A 19,043-nucleotide genomic window follows, 5' to 3' on the forward strand; every position below is an offset into this window, starting at 1 on the left:
CCTGATCCTTCCTGGGATCAGACCTTGGGAAAATGATTATTCCTGGTCCACCCCACACCATTCAATAATGGTCAATGCGATGATTTCCGCAACCTCCATCATTTTATCCACCTCTATATATTCGTTCGAATCATGGGCCATCTTCGTTTCCCCTGGTCCAAACACAACAACGGGGGTAGAACCAACCGATGAAAGATAACCTCCATCCGTCGCCCAAGGGGACGCTTCGACAAGCGGTTCTTCCCCGACCACTTTTTCATAGTATGTGCCAATTGTCTTCATGAGCGGGTGATTTATTTCGAGATTGCCAGGCAGCCATCTGGCCCCAAACCATTCTAATTCAATAGGTCTTTCTTTGAACCATGCATCACTCTCGTTTAAAGCATCTATTCGCTCCTTCAGCGATTTTTGTGCCTCTTCCATGGTTTCTGTCGGCGCGATGCCGAATCTACCTTCCAGGACGGCTGTATCAGGCACGGAGGACGGCCAATTCCCGCTTTGAATGCTACCAATGTTGATCGGAATGGGGATAGGGACATTTTTATAGAGTGAATGACAGAGTGACTCATTCCGTTCTTGTTCAAGTATCTTGATTTCTTTCATTACACCAACCGCTTTATCTATTGCACTGACTCCTTCATACCTAGTGCCTCCATGTGCAGACTTTCCTTTTATTCTCAGTCGAAACCACATCGAACCTTGCTGTAATGGGAATAGTTTCATGTTTGTAGGTTCCGGAATGATTGCACCATCAGCTTTATACCCGCGTATGACTGCCGCAAGTGTGCCGGCACCACCGCTTTCCTCTTCAATCACACTCTGAAATATCAAATCTCCCTTCAATTGGATTCCAGATTCGACGATCGCTTCAATGGCCAGCAATAAAGATACATTGCCGCCTTTCATATCCGTCGTTCCCCGCCCGAAAACTTTCCCGTCAATCAACTTGCCGCTATAGGGTTCATCGTGCCATGCTGCATGATCTCCTTCAGGAACTACATCAATATGTCCGTTTAAAATAAGGGATTTCCCCTTGCCTGTTCCTCTTTTAATAGCCACAAGGTTCGGATTTCCTTTAAAATCCCTGCGGTCGCAATAAAAATGGGGATGTTTTCTTAATTGTTCATCCCCGATTTCCCAAAGATCTATTTCCAGACCAAGTTGTCTGCACTTCTCGACCACTATTGCTTGTGCACTTCCTTCTTGGCCCCTTTTGCTCGGTTCCTGAACCAGTTTTTGCAAAAGCTGAACCCCATTCATCCGATGTTCATTCAACCATGTTCTTATTTTTTCCTCATACATATCCATTCTCCTCTCTCATTCTTTTAAATTGTGGATGTTTTCAGAGACGGTAAACGAGGCTTCTGTCCGATCCCTGATTTCCTGAATGCTGGACGTATCAAATACATCAGTTAATTGGAGGCCCTCCGAAGTTACGGAAAACACGCCTAATTCGGTGATGATCATATGTACGCATTTTTTGGCAGTTAACGGCAATGTACATGTTTTGACTAATTTAGACATGCCCGCTTTATCGTTATGTTCCATCAAGACAATGACCTTTTTTGCCTTTGCAGCCAGTTCCATTGCACCGCCCATGCCTGGCACCCGCTTTCCCGGAACAATCCAATTAGCGAGATCCCCTTCTTGACTTACTTGAAGGGCTCCTAGAATCGTGATATCCACCCTGCCACGACGTATCATTCCAAATGCAACAGTACTGTCGCAGTAAGAAGCCCCGGCCCTAATGGTGATCGGCAATCCCCCAGCATTGCAAAGATGCGCATCTTCCTTCCCCGTTTCAGGAGTACTGCCAATTCCCACAAGACCATTTTCTGCATGAAACATAACTTTATGATCATTCAAAAGATGATTCGGTACAAGTGATGGAATGCCAATTCCCAAATTGACCAGCATCCCATCGCTTATTTCTGCGGCTGCCCGTTTCGCTATTCTGTTTCTATCTCCGGTTCCCAAACCCATTTCCAATCGACTCCTTTTGATGGGATGATATAATCCACAAAGGCACCCGGTACAATGATGTTTTCTGGATCCAAAGTGCCAAGCGGAACGATTTGCATGACTTCGACTATGGTGATTTGTCCGGCCGCAGCAACGATTGGATTCGTATTCCTGGCACTTTTATCGAATATAAGATTTCCATAAGGATCTGCCATTTCTGCGTAAACAATGGCGATATCTGCAGTTAATGCCGATTCCACAAGATAATTTTTCTTACCTAGCTTTACGGTTTGCTTGCCGTCCCGGACGATATCAGCCTCAATTCCAATATCGGTCAATATCCCGCCGAGTCCCATCCCTCCGGCCCGGATGCGTTCGACAAGTGTCCCTTGCGGAGAGAACTCCACTTCAAGTTCTCCATTGTTCATTAATAGTCCGGCATTTGGATTGGAACCGATATGGGAAACGATGACTTTTTTCGCCCGGCGCTGGGTTACCAGTTTTCCGATTCCGATATCGGGGAAACCTGTATCGTTTCCTATCAAGGTTAAATCCTTAATACCTGATTCCAAAATCAGATTGATCAATCCCGGAGGTGTCCCTATGCCACCGAAGCCCCCAAACAGGATGGACTGTTTATCTTTAAAATGATGACGGACATCTTCCAAACGACAAATCTTCTTGAATGTATTTTCCACCACTATGACTCACTTCCTTGTGGTGATGATCGTTTACCTATCGATTCATTAAATTGACCAAAGGTTATATCGACCCTCATTAACAATTCAGCACACTCCTCTTCCGATATCGTTAGCGGCGGGGAGATGATGATCGCTGCCCCGGTTACACCGTCAAGGCCAGCAGCTGCGGGATAAAGAAGTATTCCATTCCTCATTCCCAAATCAATGATTTCATTGGTCACGTCTTCCTCCTTCGGAAATGGGGCCTTCGTTACTTTATCCAGGACAAATTCGATTCCAATCAATAGACCTCTCCCGCGTATATCACCAATAAAGGAATACTTCCCTGCCAACTTTTTCAGGCCCCTGATCAAGTAATTCCCTCTGTCGGCTGATTTTTCAACAAGTTCATACCTTTCGACATATTCTAGAACGGCCAAAGATACCGCACAAGATAACGGATTTGCACTTAAGGTATGGCCTCCTATAATGGACTTCGAGCCTTTCATTATGGGTTCCATCACGTTTTTGGTCATTACTGATGCCGCTATTGGGGTATATCCCCCACTCATACCTTTACCTAATGTTACGATATCAGGTTCCACATCCCAATATTCGGAAGCAAGCATCTTACCGGTACGTCCAAATCCGGTCATTACTTCATCAGCAATGAACAAAATATCATTCTCTTCGCAGATTTTCTTGAGTTTTTTAAAATAACCGTCAGGAGGAACAATGGCCCCTCCGGCTGCACCGATTACAGGTTCTGCAATGAAAGCCGCTATATTTTCACTGCCAATGCGCCGGATTGATGCTTCCAATTCCGAAGCACAGGCCATTCCGCACGTATGTTGGTAAAGTTGAAGTGGACATCGGTAACAATATGGAGGAGAAACAGAAGGATATGATTCAAGCAAAGGAGTAAATCGTTCCCGGCGAATCGGATGTCCAGACATCGAAAGAGCTCCCATCGTGATGCCATGGTAGCTCATCCATCTCGAAATGATTTTCTGTTTCTTTGGCTTCCCTTTTTCCTGCCAATGCTGAATGGCAATTTTCAATGCCGTTTCAGTAGCCTCGGAGCCGCTATTTACAAAAAAGCAGTATGTCAGTTCCCCTTTGGTCAATTCTGCAATTTTTCCGGCAAGTTTCTCTGCAGCATCGCTGGTAAATTGGGAACGATACACAAATGAAACCTGTTTAGCCTGTTTTACCATCGCCTCAATGATTTCCTTGACTCCATGGCCAATATTGGCCGTAACAGCACCAGAAGAAGCATCAAGGTAATCCTTTCCATTTTTATCGTATAAAAACACTCCCTGACCATGACTGATAGTCGGGTAGGCTCCTCCCAGGACCGGTTTGATCAATGAAGACTGCTCCATAAGCCCACACACTCCTTCTCTTTAAAAACAAATGCAATATAGTAAAGTGTATGTCCAGATGAAGGCAATCTTGCTAAGGAAATTGGCCTAAGCATGTATACGGATAAATTTCTCAGGTTCCATGGGTGACCTTCCAAAAATGGCGACAAAAAAAGTGTATCCGCGAGAGATACACTTTTTTCTTACAATGCGCTATTTAGTTTTTCTTCACGAATGGATTCCAAAAAACTTTCATCCTTTAAAACAGCCAACACATTTTTATAAAAAGCAGTTTTATCGATAATTGAAGTATGTACATATTCATACTCTTTTAAAGACGGATGACGCAAAACATTTTTCATGCAGGAATGACAAACTTTTTTAGTTCCTAACTTATAGTAGTTCAAGTTACTTGCATCCCCATTAGAAGTGTCTTCGTTGCAAACGGAACATGTATGGCTCACACGGCCTTTTTTATTATACTCGGCCAAAGCCCCTTCTAATCGAATGGATGCTGGAATTGTTAATAACACATAATCACCTTTTCTATTTTAAATCTCTTAGTATTATATCAGAAAAATAAAGAATTTGAACTATTAGACTCATATTCCCTAATAATGCTTGTAAAATAGGACCATTTTCAGGGCTGACAAGAGGAAAGACCCCTAAATATACACCATAATGCAAAGCATAATCATACATATCCCTAACAGATTAAAACACCGTCCATTTTTTGAACGGCGTCTTCAAACTGTTCATGGATGGATCTGGATCGTCGCTTTTCCGTTCTTCACCTTCATTATTGCTTTTGAACCAACCGGCACAGTTACAAATGGATGAACATGACCAAAGTTGGCATTGGCGATCACTGGTATGCCATTTATCTCCTTTTTGGCGGCGATGATTTCCTCCAAAGCATAGTCAGTCATTCCTGAATCCTTTTGGAAACGGCCAATGACGATTCCTTTAATCCCACTTGCACCAGGCTGATGGAGCAAGGATTGTAAATCCCGGTCAAAACTGAATGGATGGCTTTCTTCGTCATCTTCTATGAAAAGGATACTGTCCTTTAAAGATGGCATGTACTCTGTACCTTGTAATAGATTGAGTGTACAAAGATTTCCCCCAATGATTGTCCCGGCAGCTTCACCTTCCTGAATGTCCATGTATCCAGCATTCGGGTGGAAAGTTCGGTCATCCTGTTCCAAATGCCAAGAATCATCACTCCACGTTTCACTTGGATCAAGATAAAAGCCTTCACTTTCAATTACAGCCTTTTTAAAATATTCCATCGTATATTCCAGACCAGCCTTCATCCCAAACGTCGAGAAATGAGGACCTGAATATGTAGTTAAGCCTGTTTTATTATATATGGCCAATAAAATTGCGGTTATATCACTATACCCCATCAACACTTTTGGATTTTCCTTAATCAAATCATAGTCGATATACCGTAACAATTGGTTAGCGTTATACCCCCCGATGGCTGTAAAAATCCCCTTAACATTCGGATCCCTGAACGCATCATGCAAATCCTCGATCCGGTCTTCGATCGAATTCGAGAAAAAGTCATCATGGAACAGGACCGTTTTACCATATGTCACTTTAAAACCAAGCTCAGTCAATCTTTCTTCTGCCAATCTGCGTTGTTCCCCTTTGACAATCGCCAAGCTTCTTGAAGGAGCAATTACTCGAATTTCATCCCCTGCTTGTAAACGGGAAGGTTTCATATCTTTATCCCCCTAAATTAATTACATTCTGTCGTTATTTTAGCAGAAATGGTTAACAAAGAAAACCAAATGCCTTGCCGTATGTCATTCACCCAGCTTGTTTTCCTCATCATTGGAATTCCCCCGTCATTCCCAATGAACTGATAACAGGATTGGAAAAAGGAATGGCTGTGTATCGCCTAATCCCATGATTACATGGACTTATCCATGACTATTCAGTCAACAACCATGGAACCAGAGAGGTCCACTGTAAAACCACCAATTTCCTTACATAAAGAAAAGACCAGCTTTTTCAACTGGTCTTTGGGTTATTGTATTAGCAGCAGAATGAAGCACCGATGATAATCAATAGAATGAACAAGACAACGATTAAAGCGAAGCCTGATCCAAAGCCGCAGCAACCGCCGCCGCCGTATCCACCGCCACCATATCCGTACCCTGGTCCTGCAACATTTCCACCATATCCGTACATTAAGTTTCACTCCTTTTAGAATTCTGTTTTCTCTTTACACCTTACCATATGTCGATACGCCCGCCTTGGTCTGTGCATTTGCCTATTTTTCTGGATTTAAGAAAAAACTTCAATCAACACCATCTTCAGCGGTAGTCATTTCAATGGCTGAAATACCTCGAGTAGCCATGAAAAATGTCAAAAGTTTATTGTGTTACTTTAAAATTGGGATATAATAAGGAAAAAACAATTCTTAGCCTCTTTAAGCTATCTCATACCTACATGGATACATAAAAGGCAATACGGGGGAACATAATTGAAAACGAACGCAAAATCCTTCATCCCTTTCGCTGCAATCGCCACGATCCTTCTTATCAGCTATATCCTTCAAAAAGTTCCTAAAACATATGGATCAGATGATTCGATAAATGTTTATCAAAAATTCCAGTCAGGCCAGCCCATTCAGTATCTCGTCATTGGTGACAGCATCGGAAGAGGATCAGGAGCTGAAAAGCCTAATCAAACATGGTTCAAACAGTTAGAAAAAAGAATGAATGATGTTAATGATATTCCTTTACACGGTGACTACGTGGTCCAAAGCGGTTCAACTGCTTTTGAAGGCTTATTCAAGCTTTCCCAAAGAAGGGAGCATGATCATAAAGATCTGATTTTCTTCGTTTTTGGTGAAAATGACCGCAAATATATGAATGTCGATGATTTTACCATGACATATGAGGCGTTAATGAGAAAGGCAAAACGGCTCCACCCTAATGCTGAGTTATTCACAATAACAGAGAGTTCCTTGAAATATGAGGAATTTGCGTCAGCCATCGGCCTTTTATCCAAACATTACGGTGCAACAAATGTGGATATGCGACCCATATTCAAAGATTCAGGATATACGGAAAAACAACTGACCAGAGATTTGGTACATCCAAATGGGCTGGGGTATAAATTATATGCAAATGCCATATATGAACGGTTCCTGGATAACATCAAACAAAAGAAGGTTGTTGCAGGCCTTCCAACTAAGCTGCATACCCGTTCTGGATTTGAATTATCGGAAATTGACCGCTATGAAAAAATGAGCGGTTTCCGTCCAATGGGTGGCTATTACACTAGTAGTGAAAAGGGCAGTGTGATTGAATATACCTTCAAAGGAAGTATGCTTGGAGTGAAACTGCTTAGAAGTCCCGATGGCGGGGAAGTGAATGTTTGGATCGATGGAAATGAAATCACGACTTTGAATACATGGTGGCCATTTGCCCGTGAAAGATATTTATTTGTCACAAATGGCCTTCGTCCCGGATCACATACTGTCCGTTTTGAGGTGACTGGCAGGACTAAAGCAATGGACCTTACCGACATTCCATATGTCCGGATCGCGTCCATCATCACAGATTGAATATTACCCAATAAATTACCCCCTATCATTATTTGATAGGGGGTTTTCCAATCAATCAAAAAGCTTTTTGTATTCTCCGTATCCCTCTTTTTCAAGATCTTGGAGCGGGATGAACCTTAATGATGCAGAATTGATGCAATAGCGTAATCCTGTAGGTCCCGGCCCATCATTGAAAACATGTCCCAGATGTGAATCGGCAGTTTTTGAGCGAACCTCGATTCTTCTCATACCATAACTCGTATCGAGGTTTTCCACCACTTCCTCTTCTTTAAGCGGTTTAGTGAAGCTTGGCCAACCGCAGCCTGAATCGAACTTTTCCTTTGAAGTGAAAAGAGGATTACCTGAAACGATATCCACATATAATCCTTCTTCCTTCAAATTCCAATATTCATTGTTAAAGGCTGGTTCCGTTCCATTATTTTGCGTTACTTCATATTGAATTGGAGTGAGTTCCTTTTTTAATTCTTCTTTACTTTTCATTTTTTTCCCCCCAGTGATGTTGTATAAATGCTTTACGTCCTGAGCCAATCGAATATCTTTCATAATGCTCTGGTTGCTTTTTATAATAATGCTGGTGGTATGTCTCGGCTGGATAAAACGTTTTAGCCGGTATAATCGGAGTTACGATCGGTCCGGAAAATTTCCCGCTTGCCTGCAGCTTTGCTTTGGATGCTTCAGCAATTTCACGTTGGTTTTCGTCATGATAAAAAATGGCCGTTTGATAAGAACTTCCCCGGTCATAAAATTGCCCGCCAGCATCTGTCGGGTCAATTTGCTGCCAGAATAACTCGATTATCTTCCCATATGGAAATACGTTTGGATCAAAGGTGATCTGAACAGCTTCATAATGTCCCGTGGTTTCCGAACAAACTTCTTTGTACGTGGGATTTTCCGTAGTCCCGCCTGTATAGCCAGAGATAACGGATTCGATGCCAGGCTGTTCATCGAATGGTTCCACCATGCACCAGAAACATCCACCTGCGAATGTTGCTTTCTCTAATTGCTTTGTCAAATGAAAATCCTCCTTTTTACAAACAATCCATTGAATGCATTTTAACGTTTTTATTTATCCCTGTAAAATAATATGCCGATCAAGCCTTTTCACGGAAATGTTCCCTTCCTTTTTAAAAGGAGGCACACGCCCAAGCATAATTACATATGTTAAAAACATAATGGAAAAATGAGAGGTGCTGGAAATGAGCGATAAACAATCATATCCACAAAAATCGGGAACATATGATTTACTATCGTCTTATAATAAAAACGGCGATCCGCAATTGCATGCTTATTATTACCATAAACATTTGAAAAGTCCCGAAAAATCAACACAACAATTGAGATATGAACAAATGAATGTCCTACTGCCTGCACAAGTTCGCTTTTTACATGCTGCCCCAACAGCTCACTCATTTGATGTTTATGTAAATGAAATGCGTTTCCTCAAAAATTTCTCATATAAAGAGAGCAATGGTTATTTACCGCTTCCCCCTGGCAAGTACCAATTGGATATATACCGCAGCGGGCAAAACACCTCGCCTCTATTAAGCTGTAAAGTGGCTCTCGAAATCGGGGCTTCCTATACCATTGCTCTAGCACCTACCGTGGCTAATGAATCGTTGAAACTGTTACCTTTCGAGGATAATCCATCTGTTCCCCCAAATGAAGCAAAGGTCCGATTCATCCAGCTTTCACATGATTTACTCTCGGTGGACATTGCCGTCAAAGGTGGAGATGTCGTTTTTGATCAACTCCATTTCAGGAAAGCAAGCGCATACCTTAATATTCATCCTATGATCGTAGACTTCGAAGTGAGGATAGCTGGAACAAAAGAGATTGCACTTCCTTTGCCAAACAAGGCCTTCCAAGAAAATACTCCCTCAACCATTTATATAATCGGATCGAATCGGGAATCATCCTCACTAGAAGCCCTAACGCTCTCCCCATAAATGGATAAAAAACCAGGATGCACCGATCCTGGTTTTTTATCCATTTATTCACTATCACTGTAATGATGATGGGATGGTCAATAAAAATGAAATGTCATCATTTTCTAGATCGAATTCTTTCGCCTTCACCCTAATATCGCTTTTCAGTTCCATATCCTGTAATGACACATAAATACTTTCGTCATTGGGGCTTATACTAACCCAATCCGGCATATTATAACGCTCATTAATTAAATTCATTACATATGAAACAGGAAGGTTCATTTTACCGACAGCAATTGATTTTTGCTTAAGGATCAAATCCCCATTCTTTTGGGCAATTGGTTCAAAAGTCAATTTCATTTCCACTTCACGGTTGAAAAATGGCATTGTTCCGTATAGCTCCACCTCATCCGTTAAATACACTTCGTAGTGAATGGATCCAGTCAACCCTTCTTTATCCAGATACTGGTTGATTAATCTTGTCAAATCTTCCCGATTCGTGTGAATTTGAAATTGGATATCTTCTTCGTGGCTTACTTTGGGTATCAGCTCTTTATCTTTAGTCGGCAGATTAACTAAAATCGTTACAAACAAGATGACCAGGATGTTTAAGGCTAATAGGGAAATAAACAAAGTCTTCCATTTGACATTTGTCATTCTTGGTCATCATCTCCTTTGGCACTCGCTTCCAATGTGTCCTTTCCGATAGTGGTAATATCCATATCATTATAGATTCTTGTCGCGATTAATTCATATCCGCGGTCATTTGGGTGAAAATAATCCTCGGCATACAGCAAATCTTCTTCGGAATTCTCGAAAATGTCTGCTATTTCAATAAAATAGGCTGAATCATATTCTTCAATGATCTCTTTTCCACTTTCATTCCATTCATTCATGATCATATCAAGTTCATAAAAATCCCCGAACCATTTGGAAAATGGATTATAGACGCCTACAAGGTAAATTTGTGCAGAATCATTTTCGGAACGAACCTTATCGAGTATCTGCCTTAATCTTTTTTCATACCCTATTTTTGCAGATTCAAACTGATTCAGCTCCAAGTTGGAGAAATTCTGTTTAAAGACCTTCATGATATCATTTCCACCGATTGTGACGACAATCGAGTCAGCTTGCTTTATGTCTTCTTTAATCCTAGTCTTATCCAGTCTTTTCAATAGTTGGTCGGTCCTATTTCCACGTATGCCATGATTAATCATCTCAACGGAAGTAATCGATGGTTCTTTTTCCAGCTTATTTTGTAAATAAGGCAGATACCCGCCATTATCTTTACTATCACCGACACCTTGAGTCAAGGAGTCGCCAATTGAAACGATTTTCACAGGGTCCGGAAAAAAGCTGGCAGGAATGGTTTCCTTTTTACTCAGCTCAACTATGCTTTTCTGCTGAACAGATGGCTGATTTGAGGCTGTTTCACTTTGGCTGCAGCCTGAAATCCAAACTAGGCATATGAAAAGACAGGTGATTTTGTACCTCATGACCCTCACCTTCCTACCCATATATTATATCATGCAGGAAACGAAAGATTGCAAACAATATACCTTCATTGTACTTCCAGAATTGAGCATTCCTTACTATACAATATGAAAAATGCAGGGAATTAAAGCTAGTCCTATAAAAATTAGCATGTACTGAGCATGTAAAATCATTCTTCACTACCGCTGTTTCTTCAAAAACTTATTGCTCATTTTCACATCGTTAAAGCCTTATAATAAAGGATGGAAAAACAGAAAGAACAGGTCATTAAACCTGTTCAATAATTCTGTAAAATTTTAATATGCTTAATGATTTCATCAAAGGGAATATCCTGCAGACCTGTATAATCCATGATGATCTTTCCTTCTTGATCAATCAGAAAAAAGCTGGTCCCATGGATCACCTGATCCTCTGCTTCTGGTTTTTTGACGATCGTTTTAAAGTTATCCAATGCAAACTGCTCGATTTCTTCCTGTCCATAACCGGTCAGAAAGTGCCAGTTGCCGTAATCCACATTAAATTGGTCACCAAACTTTTTTAAAACATCAGGTTTGTCAATTTCCGGGTCCACGGAAAATGAAACGAACTCTACATCCTTAATACCTTCATCCTTCAATTGCTGCTGCAGCTTCGTCATATTCGAAGTCATGGGGAGACAGACCGTCTCACAGCTTGTGAATATAAAATCCGCTACCCAAACCTTTCCTTTTAGATCGCTTTTTGAGAAAGGTTTCCCCTCCTGATCGATATAACTGAAATCTTCAAGGTCCCAATTTTTAGCATCAGGTACACCATTGGAACCGCATGCTGTCAACAGCAATAAAATTGATGCTCCCATAGCTGCCATAAGCAATTGCAGCTTTCTCATCCCTACCCCGTCCTTTATGTATAAAATATTCTGTTACTTCATTTATTCTAACAGACCAATCGGAATGAGAACAGCAACTATTACTACGGATTAAAGACAAATGTAAAAGTGACAAAACCGCCGCAAACGCAGTTTCATTTGGTATATCCTTATCAGTCCCAATAATACATGATCGCCATGGCGCCTTCACCTGTATGGGTACTGACAACGGCAGTCGTTGCTTCTATCTTTATGTCTTGATATCCTGTTAAGTCTGCAATGGCTTGGCGGACCTTATCCGCTATTTCAAGGCCATTCGCATGTACAAATCCGATTCCTCTAATTTTTTTGCCTTGAGTATCTTCTTTGAATTTCTTGATGATGAACTTCACGACCTGTGACTGGCTCCTAGCTTTGGATACAGGATTCAGTACACCCTCTTCAAGAAGTGCAATCGGCTTTATGTGAAGCAATGAACCGATAAAAGCAGAAACTTTGCCAATCCTTCCACCCTTAACGAGGTTATCAAGTGTTTCTATGACAATGATTAAACTTGACTGCTTTTTAATATGATCCAATCTTTCAATTATCTCAGCTACGGATTTCCCTTCCTTCGCCATCTTCGCTGCCTCGATCACCTGAAATGACATCGCTTTTGAAATGAATTTCGAGTCAAGAACGGTAACCTTCGTTTCAGACATACTAGCGGCGCTTTCCGCTGAGCGAACTGTGCCGCTCATTCCACCTGTCATATGTATGGAAATAATCTCGCTGCCGTCTTTTCCGAGTTCATCATATACCTCCACAAAGGTACCTACGGCTGGTTGTGAGCTTTTTGGCAGTTCTTTTGACTGGTTCATCCTTTTCAAGAATTCTTCTTGTTCGATTTCAACCTTATCCAAAAAAGTCTCCCCATCTATATAGATCGATAAAGGGACCATTGTAATATCATAAAATTCCAGTTCCTCTGGTGTCATATCCACGGTCGAGTCTGTTACTATCTTTACTTTATTCATCATTACACATCCCTAAATTAACATATCTATTGTATTATACCTATTCAAGGTAAGCATTCAAACCAAAGGTATTCTTTTTTCTACTGAAGTGATACTTATCTTTTGAAATGAGTGCACAAAAAAAGACCGTTCCATGAGCTAACTTGAACACCCCTGCCGTTTCATTCGATACTGCTTGGCATTCGTGTCCTCCCTTTTAACGGAGAAGTTAGCTTTGGAACAGTACGCATTAAGCATTATTGAGTAAACTTCCAAAAAAAAGCTTGTTATAAACGGGCCATTTGAGTACGGATGCTAAATAATGCTTAAATGAGTAATTTTCTTTATGATCTTTATTGGCAAAAACCTTCTTAACAAATATTTCCAAACGCACGGTCAACATAAAAAAATTCGGATCACTAGGCAGTAAGACAGGTATTTCTGAAATTGTGACCTTATGTCCAAAACAATCTTTGAATTCCAAGCATTTGAACATCAAAATATCAATCCTCATTTTTAACCGATTGCTTATATTATACACAAAAAATTCAAAAGTATAAATATTCAAATGTGTAAAAAAACAGAGAAATCTGAATGATCTTCATAAAAAAAAGACCCATAAGGGCAAAATGCCATTATGGGCTTCTTCTTATAAACCTTCCTCGTAGGTGTCTTCCCGCAAGCTTTCACGTTTCACCCTTCGTTTATAGACGACTTTTGATAAAGAAATGCTGATTTCGTATAATAACAGCAATGGAACCATCACCATAAAGTCTGACATAAAGTCAGGCGGCGTAATCGATATCGCTATGACAACCAGTACAAAGTATGCATACTTCCTTAATTTTTGAAGCACATAAGGATTTATGATGCCAAGGGAGGTCAAAAACATGGTAACGACTGGAAGCTCGAATAAAACAGCAAAAGGTATCGTCATATTAAATACGAATGAAAAGTACTTATCAGCTGTAAAACTGGTTATGAACATCCCATGACCCAATTCAATCAAAAATTGAAGAATGGTCGGGAAGATGACAAAATAACCGAAAGCAAGCCCTCCGATAAAAAGCAGGAAAAGTGCTGGAATATAGGCAAGGGTCGCCCTCACTTCATTTGGCATCAAAGCGGGTTTAACGAATAACCAGATTTGCAGGGCAATTACCGGTATCGTTGCCGCAATGGCTACGACACCTGCAAGCATGAAGTAAATCCAAATAATATCACTCGGTCCCAATACCATCAGGTCAAAATCGAGATCTTTCACGAACCAATTATAAATCTCCTCAACATAAATAAAACTGGCGATAAAAAAGATGACAAAAACAACAGCTGTAATGATGAGCCGTTTTCTCAATTCATCGAGATGATCGATGATATGTAATTCTTTATCTTCCAAAGTTGATCACGCCTTCATCTGAAAATCCGTATCTTTGTTACAGCATAAAGGCGCAAGACGATTGCATCTTACGCCCAGCATTCAATCATTCATGATTTTTTTGTTGTAGCTTCTTATCTTCTTCATAATCACCTTTTGTTAAATCACTCGTGGATTTTTTAAACTCACGAAGCGTTTGTCCAAAAGCACGGCCAATTTCTGGAAGTTTCTTCGGACCAAAGATAATTAAAGCCAATATTAAGATGAGAATTAGACCAGGTACTCCAATGTTCGACATGGATACATCCCCTTTGGTGTTGTAATTAGACCTACTTCGATTATAATACCATTTCCAACCAATTGAAAGGGAACTGGCAATTCGTCATAGAATGGTAACAATTATCGACAGTATGCCCATATACGACTTGGCCGGCAGAAAAAAATGTAAAAACATAGGTATTATTCTATCCTAATTTAACATTTTGTCCATGATTAAATCAATAAGTGAAATAAATTACTGTCTTTATTGACCTCTACGAAAGAGAATCCTTTCTTGTTCATCCTTTGAATGAGCCCTTCATAATCATTTTTATCTTTTAGCTCAATACCAACCAGGGCCGGCCCGCTTTCTTTATTATTTTTCTTCGTATATTCAAAGCGGCTTATATCATCATTCGGTCCTAACACCTCATCAAGGAATTCCCTTAACGCGCCAGCACGTTGTGGAAAATTCACGATGAAATAATAAAGCAGCCCTTCATATAATAAGGATTTCTCCTTAATTTCCTGCATACGCCCAATGTCGTTATTCCCTCCGCTGACCATGCAAACAACCGTTTTGCCTTTGATTTGTTCTTTATATAAATCCAACGCGGCTACAGATATAGCCCCTGCCGGTTCAGCGACAATCGCATGCTGATTATATAAATCGAGAATCGTCGTACAGATTTGGCCTGAAGGTACGACAACGATATCTTCCAGGTTTTCCTTACAAAGCTGATATGTCAACTGTCCCACACACTTGACAGCTGCTCCGTCAACGAATGTATCTATGTTTTCGAGTTCAGAAACTTTTCCTTCCTTGAAAGAGTATTCCATCGAAGCAGCACCTTGCGGCTCAACTCCAATGCATTTCGTATTTGGTGAAACCGATTTGAAATAGCTCGAAACTCCGGCCATTAAACCGCCCCCCCCCATAGCGGCGAATACATAGTCGATTCCATCTTCACAATCATTCAGGATTTCTACAGCCGTTGTACCCTGCCCGGCGATCACTTTTTCATCGTCAAATGGATGGATAAAAGAACGCTCTTCTTTTTCACAACATTCCATCGCCATGGCAAATGCATCATCGAATGTATCCCCGATAAGGATAATCTCCACATTATCCCTGCCGAATAGCTGAACTTGATCGACTTTTTGCCTTGGAGTTGTAGCAGGCATATAAATTTTCCCGTGAATACCCAATTGGCTGCAAGAAAAAGCAACACCTTGTGCATGGTTTCCTGCACTGGCACAAACGACTCCGTTCTTCGTCTCTTCCTCGGTCAGGCTTTTCATTTTATAGTAAGCCCCTCTTAATTTAAAGGAACGTACGTGTTGTAAGTCCTCGCGTTTTAAATAAACATTACAATCATATTTTTCAGAGAGCCTCTGATTTTTTTGTAAAGGAGTATGTAAAACGATTTCTTTCAGTTCTCTATAGGCAATTAGAATATCTTCCAATTGAATCCCCCTATTCTTAGATGCAGTCTGATTCATAACAATCCCTCATTTCCTTTCTGATGAATTCAATCATTATAGCACTTTACTGTAATTAATGTAATTGATTTTTCTAAAAATTCTTTCTTTTGTTTGTCCCATACCAAAAAAAAACCGATTATGGACATTTCCCCATAATCGGATTAGCACTTTATTTTTTTTGTAGAATAATAAAATCATGTGCATATCGATTTTTTTCATCGATGCTGCCTGGGTTTGAGGAGATTTCATCCCATTCATTTTCATCAATCACGGGAAAGAAAGTATCACCTTCAAAGGTTTCATGGATTTCCGTTATATATAGGCGGTCGGTAAAAGGAAGGATTTCCTTGAAGATTTCGGCTCCGCCAATCACGAAGACTTCCTCATCATGGTTGTCAGCGAACATTTTGATTTGTGCAATATCATGTAATACTACGCAGCCTTCCGCTTTAAATTCCTGATTGCGGGTGACGATGACATTTTCGCGGCCAGGCAGGACCCTGCCGATCGATTCAAATGTTTTTCGGCCCATGACGATCGGATGGCCCATCGTCACTTTTTTAAAGTACTGCAAATCTGCCGGTAAATGCCATGGAAGTTTATTGTTATTACCAATCACACGGTTTTGATCCATAGCCACTATCAACGATATCATATGCTAACCTCACCTTTTATATGGGGATGGGCTTCATAATTTTCCAAAACGAAGTCCTCGAAGCTAAAATCAAAGATATTTTTCACTTCTGGATTGATTTTCATGATTGGCAATGGTTTCGGGTCACGAGTCAACTGCAGTTCCACTTGTTCAAGGTGGTTAGAGTAGATGTGGACATCCCCGAAAGTATGTACAAATTCGCCAACTTCCAAATCACACACCTGGGCGATCATCATCGTTAAAAGCGCATACGAAGCTATATTAAAAGGAACACCTAAAAAGACGTCCGCCGAACGTTGGTATAGCTGGCATGAAAGCTTGCCATCAGCGACATAGAATTGAAAGAAAGCATGGCAAGGCGGTAAGGCCATTTCATCCAGTTCCCCAACATTCCAAGCACTGACTATCAATCTTCTTGAATTTGGATTCGTCTTGATTTGTTCGATCAATTCACTGATTTGGTCGATTTGCCTTCCATCCGCCGTTCCCCAAGAACGCCATTGATGTCCATAAATCGGACCTAATTCCCCCTTTTCATCCGCCCATTCATTCCATATGCGCACACTGTTTTCCTGAAGATACCCAACGTTTGTATCACCCTTCAAAAACCATAATAGTTCATGGATAATCGCTTTTAAACTAACCTTTTTCGTTGTAAGTACAGGGAATCCTTCTTTTAAATTGAATCTCATTTGATATCCAAAGGTACTGATCGTCCCTGTTCCCGTACGATCACCTTTTTGCGTTCCATTTTCGAGTACATGCTTACATAAATCTAAATATTGCTTCATGATAAACCACCTTTTCTACTTTCATTCACCTTATTTTAACGTATTATTGCCCAATGTTTAATCTAATTGTTTAATAAAATTATAAGTCTCGGGTGCTTTTTGTCTAAGCAATTGATTTTGTTCATTGTTCACATAAAACATGGCAAACGTTTCTGCAAAGTATTCCTCAGGGTAATTGGAAAAATACGTAATCCCAGGAAACAGCCCGTCCACTTCCTTACCCCAAATCTTCAAATAATCCATGTCTTCACGGATTCCATCAAATACTATATTATCAATTGAATGCCCCAGCTCATGCAGTTCCAAATTAACGGAGCCATGCCCGTTTCCCTTGTCACTCGCTCCGATTTTAACCAATACCGTATGTGATCCGCCCATACCAGGCACATCATCCCAAGTTGTTTCTTTATTCAAATAACCACGCGGAGTTTTCCCCTTTAATTTGGCCGCGGATTGATTTTCTGTTATATCACCATCGAATAGTTTGATCCTCACACCACTTTCCGCTGTTTTCACCAAAAGTGAATGAGGCAGTTCATTAATGGTTCCCGCAATTTTAAGTGCTTCCCTTTCATCGTACTCCTCTTCTGGAAATAAAAATATTCTTTGCAATTCTTTATTCCCCTTAAAAAGTTCAGCTTGTCTTAATAGGTTATCTTTGGGTAAATTCCGCCATTTTATCCCATCATCCTTCGCTAATGAATAGGAGAGCATGGAGAGTAAAAAAACAAACAATGCAAATATGGATAACCACCATTTCTTCCTTTTCACACTCTTCTCCCCTTTCTTCACTCCTCATTTATCGTTAAGAAAATATATGTTATTTAATATCTCTAAACCTTTTATACTATTATATTAGTATAACATATTGCCCTAATGTAAAAACTCTATGTTTTTTTGGTAATTTGGGTTTCAATTCATGATGAGAAGAACCATTGATCCGCGTTTTTCATATATCAACAATATATAATTGTAAAAGGTTTAAGGTGATCGCATGGAAACCAATAATAAAAAAGTCATCTTGAATGAGGAACGTGAACTTGCTGAAGAAGTCCTTGATATTTACAGTTTAAAAGTGTTTATCATTCTCGACCTTTTTCTTTTCTCCATTTTATTGGGCATACTGCTGCATCCGCTCCTGTCGTCTCCCTGGCTTAACTTTTTATTTCCTTTGCTTTTTTTCACTACATTTACCGCCCTCCTTCAAATATTTGATATTTTCCAAAAATAAAGCTGACATCATTTTTGATGTCAGCTTTATTTTTGGGCTTGTACAAATTTTGACGTTGATTTCCACTTCAGGCACTCGCTTTCCGCGGGCGGTCCGGGAGCCTCCTCGGCGCACTTGCGCCTGTGGGGTCTCCCTTGGACTCGCTATTCCCGCAGGAGTCTCGCACCTTCAGCTTCCATCAACTTTGTTTTACCTTTTAGATAGAACCACTTTTGTCTACAAACTGAAGCACAGTTCTTTAAACTGTGTTCTTCCTCATTTTCTTTATTAATTTATTGTACTAAAGTTCACCGTTAATTATATGAACTTCCTTTAATTTTCCAAACGGGTTTCAGTAAAAAATGTAGTTGAAATGGTGTTGAAGGAGAAAATGCATTTCACCTTCAATTTTT

The 19,043-nt window shown here is 40.4% G+C and carries 23 protein-coding genes; 3 read left to right on the forward strand and 20 right to left on the reverse strand.

The genetic code is table 11. The annotated features are described in order from the left end of the window. Nucleotides 1–36: 36 nt before the first annotated feature. The 7 genes from ACIQYG_RS10800 to ACIQYG_RS10830 all read right to left on the reverse strand — a co-directional run bounded on the left by ACIQYG_RS10800 (nucleotide 37) and on the right by ACIQYG_RS10830 (nucleotide 6,208). A complete protein-coding gene (locus ACIQYG_RS10800; RefSeq protein WP_402837809.1) occupies nucleotides 37–1,308 on the reverse strand; it encodes a peptidase in 1,272 nt (423 codons plus the stop codon). Nucleotides 1,309–1,317: 9 nt separating this feature from the next. Further along, complete coding sequence (locus ACIQYG_RS10805) at nucleotides 1,318–1,983, reverse strand: 3-oxoacid CoA-transferase subunit B (protein WP_402837811.1); 666 nt, start codon at nucleotides 1,981–1,983, stop codon at nucleotides 1,318–1,320. Beyond that, nucleotides 1,950–2,660 carry a 3-oxoacid CoA-transferase subunit A gene (locus ACIQYG_RS10810; protein ID WP_402837929.1) on the reverse strand — a complete coding sequence of 237 codons (711 nt, stop codon included), beginning with the start codon at nucleotides 2,658–2,660 and terminating at the stop codon, nucleotides 1,950–1,952. The genes ACIQYG_RS10805 and ACIQYG_RS10810 overlap by 34 nt, the downstream gene beginning before the upstream one ends. A gap of 2 nt (nucleotides 2,661–2,662) precedes the next feature. Further along, complete coding sequence (locus tag ACIQYG_RS10815) at nucleotides 2,663–4,027, reverse strand: aspartate aminotransferase family protein (protein ID WP_402837813.1); 1,365 nt, start codon at nucleotides 4,025–4,027, stop codon at nucleotides 2,663–2,665. Nucleotides 4,028–4,209: 182 nt separating this feature from the next. Beyond that, nucleotides 4,210–4,539, reverse strand: coding sequence for a hypothetical protein (locus tag ACIQYG_RS10820; RefSeq protein WP_402837815.1), 330 nt, complete (start codon nucleotides 4,537–4,539; stop codon nucleotides 4,210–4,212). Nucleotides 4,540–4,761: 222 nt separating this feature from the next. After that, entirely contained in the window at nucleotides 4,762–5,736 is a 975-nt protein-coding gene (locus ACIQYG_RS10825; RefSeq protein WP_402837817.1) for a S66 peptidase family protein, read from the reverse strand. Nucleotides 5,737–6,052: 316 nt separating this feature from the next. After that, the gene (locus tag ACIQYG_RS10830) at nucleotides 6,053–6,208 is read right to left on the reverse strand and encodes a YjcZ family sporulation protein (protein ID WP_133347152.1); all 156 of its coding nucleotides are present in this window, start codon (nucleotides 6,206–6,208) and stop codon (nucleotides 6,053–6,055) included. Nucleotides 6,209–6,503: 295 nt separating this feature from the next. Between ACIQYG_RS10830 and ACIQYG_RS10835 the strand changes: the two genes are divergently transcribed. Beyond that, the gene (locus ACIQYG_RS10835) at nucleotides 6,504–7,592 is read left to right on the forward strand and encodes an SGNH/GDSL hydrolase family protein (RefSeq protein ID WP_402837820.1); all 1,089 of its coding nucleotides are present in this window, start codon (nucleotides 6,504–6,506) and stop codon (nucleotides 7,590–7,592) included. Nucleotides 7,593–7,643: 51 nt separating this feature from the next. On the opposite strand, the gene msrB is transcribed toward ACIQYG_RS10835, so the two are convergent. Together msrB and msrA are read right to left on the reverse strand one after the other, a co-directional pair. Then, the gene (gene msrB, locus ACIQYG_RS10840) at nucleotides 7,644–8,072 is read right to left on the reverse strand and encodes a peptide-methionine (R)-S-oxide reductase MsrB (RefSeq protein WP_402837822.1); all 429 of its coding nucleotides are present in this window, start codon (nucleotides 8,070–8,072) and stop codon (nucleotides 7,644–7,646) included. Continuing rightward, nucleotides 8,062–8,604, reverse strand: coding sequence for a peptide-methionine (S)-S-oxide reductase MsrA (msrA, locus tag ACIQYG_RS10845; protein WP_402837824.1), 543 nt, complete (start codon nucleotides 8,602–8,604; stop codon nucleotides 8,062–8,064). Before msrA ends, msrB begins: the two co-directional genes overlap by 11 nt. Before the next feature lie 184 nt (nucleotides 8,605–8,788). On the opposite strand from msrA, the gene ACIQYG_RS10850 reads away from it, so the two are divergent. Beyond that, nucleotides 8,789–9,538 carry a DUF4397 domain-containing protein gene (locus ACIQYG_RS10850; protein ID WP_402837826.1) on the forward strand — a complete coding sequence of 250 codons (750 nt, stop codon included), beginning with the start codon at nucleotides 8,789–8,791 and terminating at the stop codon, nucleotides 9,536–9,538. Between the two features lie 54 nt (nucleotides 9,539–9,592). Here the strand turns inward: ACIQYG_RS10850 and ACIQYG_RS10855 are convergent, their stop codons facing one another. The 11 genes from ACIQYG_RS10855 to ACIQYG_RS10905 all read right to left on the reverse strand — a co-directional run bounded on the left by ACIQYG_RS10855 (nucleotide 9,593) and on the right by ACIQYG_RS10905 (nucleotide 18,191). Then, a complete protein-coding gene (locus tag ACIQYG_RS10855; RefSeq protein WP_305162880.1) occupies nucleotides 9,593–10,177 on the reverse strand; it encodes a YpmS family protein in 585 nt (194 codons plus the stop codon). Then, nucleotides 10,174–11,016 (reverse strand): SGNH/GDSL hydrolase family protein, encoded by an 843-nt coding sequence (locus ACIQYG_RS10860; RefSeq protein WP_402837828.1) that lies wholly within the window; start codon nucleotides 11,014–11,016, stop codon nucleotides 10,174–10,176. The genes ACIQYG_RS10855 and ACIQYG_RS10860 overlap by 4 nt, the downstream gene beginning before the upstream one ends. 275 nt (nucleotides 11,017–11,291) lie before the next feature. Beyond that, the gene (locus tag ACIQYG_RS10865; protein ID WP_048686762.1) at nucleotides 11,292–11,882 is read right to left on the reverse strand and encodes an SCO family protein; all 591 of its coding nucleotides are present in this window, start codon (nucleotides 11,880–11,882) and stop codon (nucleotides 11,292–11,294) included. A 152-nt stretch (nucleotides 11,883–12,034) separates the two neighbouring features. Next, the gene (locus tag ACIQYG_RS10870) at nucleotides 12,035–12,877 is read right to left on the reverse strand and encodes a DegV family protein (protein ID WP_402837931.1); all 843 of its coding nucleotides are present in this window, start codon (nucleotides 12,875–12,877) and stop codon (nucleotides 12,035–12,037) included. Between the two features lie 229 nt (nucleotides 12,878–13,106). Next, entirely contained in the window at nucleotides 13,107–13,370 is a 264-nt protein-coding gene (locus ACIQYG_RS10875; RefSeq protein WP_306668291.1) for a DUF2535 family protein, read from the reverse strand. A 135-nt stretch (nucleotides 13,371–13,505) separates the two neighbouring features. Continuing rightward, entirely contained in the window at nucleotides 13,506–14,252 is a 747-nt protein-coding gene (gene tatC / locus ACIQYG_RS10880; RefSeq protein WP_402837831.1) for a twin-arginine translocase subunit TatC, read from the reverse strand. Between the two features lie 85 nt (nucleotides 14,253–14,337). Then, nucleotides 14,338–14,529, reverse strand: a complete 192-nt coding sequence (gene tatA, locus ACIQYG_RS10885; RefSeq protein ID WP_034307557.1) for a twin-arginine translocase TatA/TatE family subunit — start codon at nucleotides 14,527–14,529, stop codon at nucleotides 14,338–14,340. Nucleotides 14,530–14,723: 194 nt separating this feature from the next. After that, on the reverse strand, nucleotides 14,724–15,992 hold the full coding sequence (gene ilvA, locus ACIQYG_RS10890) for a threonine ammonia-lyase IlvA (RefSeq protein WP_402837833.1): 1,269 nt from the start codon (nucleotides 15,990–15,992) through the stop codon (nucleotides 14,724–14,726). Between the two features lie 151 nt (nucleotides 15,993–16,143). Then, nucleotides 16,144–16,629: a dihydrofolate reductase gene (locus ACIQYG_RS10895; RefSeq protein ID WP_402837835.1), complete on the reverse strand. Its 486-nt coding sequence runs from the start codon at nucleotides 16,627–16,629 to the stop codon at nucleotides 16,144–16,146. Then, nucleotides 16,626–17,420 carry a thymidylate synthase gene (locus ACIQYG_RS10900; RefSeq protein ID WP_402837837.1) on the reverse strand — a complete coding sequence of 265 codons (795 nt, stop codon included), beginning with the start codon at nucleotides 17,418–17,420 and terminating at the stop codon, nucleotides 16,626–16,628. The genes ACIQYG_RS10895 and ACIQYG_RS10900 overlap by 4 nt, the downstream gene beginning before the upstream one ends. 57 nt (nucleotides 17,421–17,477) lie before the next feature. Next, nucleotides 17,478–18,191, reverse strand: coding sequence for an anthrax toxin lethal factor-related metalloendopeptidase (locus ACIQYG_RS10905; protein ID WP_402837839.1), 714 nt, complete (start codon nucleotides 18,189–18,191; stop codon nucleotides 17,478–17,480). Between the two features lie 223 nt (nucleotides 18,192–18,414). Between ACIQYG_RS10905 and ACIQYG_RS10910 the strand changes: the two genes are divergently transcribed. After that, entirely contained in the window at nucleotides 18,415–18,651 is a 237-nt protein-coding gene (locus tag ACIQYG_RS10910; protein ID WP_402837841.1) for a hypothetical protein, read from the forward strand. Nucleotides 18,652–19,043: the final 392 nt, after the last annotated feature.

The sequence above is a fragment of the Peribacillus sp. NPDC096622 genome (assembly GCF_044762665.1).
Taxonomy (GTDB): Bacteria; Bacillota; Bacilli; order Bacillales; family DSM-1321; genus Peribacillus; species Peribacillus frigoritolerans_B.

Coding starts and splice junctions, on each gene's coding strand:
- ACIQYG_RS10800 (WP_402837809.1), bottom strand. CDS start 1,308: ATGGATATGTATGAGGAAAAAATAAGAACATGGTTGAATGAACATCGG.
- ACIQYG_RS10830 (WP_133347152.1), bottom strand. CDS start 6,208: ATGTACGGATATGGTGGAAATGTTGCAGGACCAGGGTACGGATATGGT.
- ACIQYG_RS10865 (WP_048686762.1), bottom strand. CDS start 11,882: ATGAGAAAGCTGCAATTGCTTATGGCAGCTATGGGAGCATCAATTTTA.
- ACIQYG_RS10855 (WP_305162880.1), bottom strand. CDS start 10,177: ATGACAAATGTCAAATGGAAGACTTTGTTTATTTCCCTATTAGCCTTA.
- ACIQYG_RS10875 (WP_306668291.1), bottom strand. CDS start 13,370: ATGAGGATTGATATTTTGATGTTCAAATGCTTGGAATTCAAAGATTGT.
- ACIQYG_RS10815 (WP_402837813.1), bottom strand. CDS start 4,027: ATGGAGCAGTCTTCATTGATCAAACCGGTCCTGGGAGGAGCCTACCCG.
- ACIQYG_RS10895 (WP_402837835.1), bottom strand. CDS start 16,629: ATGATATCGTTGATAGTGGCTATGGATCAAAACCGTGTGATTGGTAAT.
- msrB (WP_402837822.1), bottom strand. CDS start 8,072: ATGAAAAGTAAAGAAGAATTAAAAAAGGAACTCACTCCAATTCAATAT.
- ACIQYG_RS10910 (WP_402837841.1), top strand. CDS start 18,415: ATGGAAACCAATAATAAAAAAGTCATCTTGAATGAGGAACGTGAACTT.
- ACIQYG_RS10850 (WP_402837826.1), top strand. CDS start 8,789: ATGAGCGATAAACAATCATATCCACAAAAATCGGGAACATATGATTTA.
- tatA (WP_034307557.1), bottom strand. CDS start 14,529: ATGTCGAACATTGGAGTACCTGGTCTAATTCTCATCTTAATATTGGCT.
- ACIQYG_RS10825 (WP_402837817.1), bottom strand. CDS start 5,736: ATGAAACCTTCCCGTTTACAAGCAGGGGATGAAATTCGAGTAATTGCT.
- ACIQYG_RS10805 (WP_402837811.1), bottom strand. CDS start 1,983: ATGGGTTTGGGAACCGGAGATAGAAACAGAATAGCGAAACGGGCAGCC.
- ACIQYG_RS10870 (WP_402837931.1), bottom strand. CDS start 12,877: ATGAATAAAGTAAAGATAGTAACAGACTCGACCGTGGATATGACACCA.
- ACIQYG_RS10900 (WP_402837837.1), bottom strand. CDS start 17,420: ATGAAGCAATATTTAGATTTATGTAAGCATGTACTCGAAAATGGAACG.
- ACIQYG_RS10860 (WP_402837828.1), bottom strand. CDS start 11,016: ATGAGGTACAAAATCACCTGTCTTTTCATATGCCTAGTTTGGATTTCA.
- ilvA (WP_402837833.1), bottom strand. CDS start 15,992: ATGAATCAGACTGCATCTAAGAATAGGGGGATTCAATTGGAAGATATT.